This window comes from Burkholderia sp. GbtcB21 (assembly GCF_019091065.1).
Taxonomy (GTDB): domain Bacteria; phylum Pseudomonadota; class Gammaproteobacteria; order Burkholderiales; family Burkholderiaceae; genus Burkholderia; species Burkholderia pyrrocinia_C.
The window spans coordinates 1-228 of sequence record NZ_JAGXKA010000579.1 but is presented as its reverse complement, the minus strand read 5'-3'; the positions used below and the strand labels follow the sequence as shown (position 1 = coordinate 228).

The window sequence follows — 228 nt, the reverse complement described above, 5'->3', positions numbered from 1 at the left end:
CAGCTCACGAACGACATGAGCATCAAGGTGTGGACGCTGATCCTGCTGTTGAGCGTGCTCGCGATCGGCGCGTGCGGCCTCGCGATCCGGCGCGGCCTGCGCCCGCTCGCGCAGATCGGCACCATCATCGCCGCGCGCGACCCGGCCGGCCTGCGGCCGGTGGCCGTCCACACGCCGGGCGAGATCGGCGCGATCATCGGCTCGATCAACGGGTTGGTACACCGCCTG

General features: G+C 71.1%; 1 pseudogene. It reads left to right on the top strand.

Features of this window, described 5'->3' with window-relative positions:
- Positions 1–228: pseudogene (locus KVT39_RS37720) on the top strand (sensor histidine kinase); the annotation flags it as partial.